Origin of the sequence: uncultured Lamprocystis sp. (assembly GCF_903933125.1) — a bacterium.
Taxonomy (GTDB): Bacteria; Pseudomonadota; Gammaproteobacteria; order Chromatiales; family Chromatiaceae; genus Thiodictyon.
The window spans coordinates 1-1,700 of sequence record NZ_CAIZIZ010000037.1 but is presented as its reverse complement, the minus strand read 5'-3'; the positions used below and the strand labels follow the sequence as shown (position 1 = coordinate 1,700).

The window sequence follows — 1,700 nt, the reverse complement described above, 5'->3', positions numbered from 1 at the left end:
TGTCTCCGCCTCACTGCGGTCTTGGACGGCCATGGTCGTCAACCCGGCCATCTTCCATTCTGAACTAGCCTTCTGAACGGGCGTTGGTCCGCACGGCGGCCCCGACCGATCACGGCCGGCCGGAACGATGATCAAGGCCGTAACCGCGAACCGCGGTTCCCGCAGCGCCGTGGTCTGGCGGACGACCGCAACCAGAGCACGATCGGCGTCGCCTGTCGGCACACTGACTCACCAGACAGGAGGGAATCTTCGCCGCGAGACCAAGATCGACCAACCAGACTTCGCCGCGGCAGGAAGTTCCAGCAGAACCTCGCGCCGCTTTCCTCGGGAAATTCGGCGAACGATTGGAGCAATTGACGGGCGGCTGCGCTAACCGGTCCGGCGTCGCGCGAACGCGACTTCGACCTGGACTTGCTGGCCGAAGACGCGGCCGGCCGCCAATACAATGCGCCCTCGACCCGTCAATGCCCCTTACGCTGAAGCCAGGCTTTGACCTGTTCGGGGTCCAGCCCGCGTAAGCGCTCCTCAGGATCCAACCCGCGCAAACGCTCCTCAGGGTCCAACCCGCGTAAACGCTCCTCGGCGTCCAACCCGCGCAAACGCTCCTGCGGGTCTAACCTGCGCAAGATCTCCTCCGTGTTCAACCCACGCAAACGGTCCGCAATATCCATCCGTTCCAGTAGCGCCTGGCGATCTTCCAGGCTGAGCGCGTGAAAATTGTCGATGAGCATTCGATACGTTTCAAGTTTGAAGTCTTCGAGCGTATAAGCCATGTCGGGCAGCTCCAGTTGATGGATGTTCGCCAGATGGAAACGCAGCAGGTGTGCCGTCGCGTTGCGTGGCCGATAGTGCGCCAACCCATAGCGGATTCGATCCAGCCGGCTGGCGAACAGTTCCCACGGGGCGTTGCGCGGGTGCTTGGTCAGAGCGTTCAGGACGATCACGCGGATGCGGCGACTGCCCCAGTCGAGATCGTACACGCCGGGCCAGGCCGTGGGGTGCTGGGCACCCGGCGCCAGTTGACTGAACAGTTTGGTGGGATGGCGGGTGGCGACCGCATAGAGGCGAAACGCCGCCTCCGGCAGCAGCCGCTCGGCGGCGGCCGACGGCTCCGCGGGATCGGCGGAAGGCGCGTTCGCGGGCGGGCCGCTGAACGCCTGAATGGAGGCGAGTTTACGATAGGTGACGTAGTGCCCGATCAACTCTTCCATGGCCCAGCCGTCGAGCGCTTCCTGTTTGGATTTAAAGCTGAGCACATTGTGGGCGGTGAGGTTCTCCAGCCCGTCGGGGAGCTCCGCCAGCGCCGCCGCATCGGTGACCGCCGCCGCGCCGGGCAGCCGTTCGATGATCAGCACGTCCAGCCGTTGGCTCTTGAGCGCCAGCTCTTTCTCCAGCTCCACGCGCTACGGCCGACCGGTGAACAGGTCGGTCAAGGCGATGCCGAAGAGGCGATGCCAGGGGGTGTGATCACGCATTTGCCCAGCATACCGCATTACCCCCGGATGAAGCTGCATCCACATAACCAACCGACCGTCGAAACTTCCGCCGGACGCGGCGTTGCCCCCACGACCCCGGCCAAAGATCGTAAACGCCTGTTGCGTCTGCTGATCCAGGATGTAACGGTGGAGCGTTGTGCACCCAAGCAACTGCTGCTGCACATTCGCTGGCAGGGTGGCGCCTGCAGCGACGCGCCGGTCACG

The 1,700-nt window shown here is 64.2% G+C and carries 2 protein-coding genes; one reads left to right on the top strand and one right to left on the bottom strand.

Annotation, left to right across the window (positions count from 1 at the left end):
* Positions 1–461 precede the first annotated feature (461 nt).
* Positions 462–1,400, bottom strand: a complete 939-nt coding sequence (locus QZY03_RS01520) for a hypothetical protein (RefSeq protein ID WP_295577535.1) — start codon at positions 1,398–1,400, stop codon at positions 462–464.
* A gap of 102 nt (positions 1,401–1,502) precedes the next feature.
* Between QZY03_RS01520 and QZY03_RS01515 the strand changes: the two genes are divergently transcribed.
* A partial coding sequence (locus QZY03_RS01515; protein ID WP_295577533.1) for a hypothetical protein occupies positions 1,503–1,700 on the top strand: 198 nt, incomplete at its 3' end.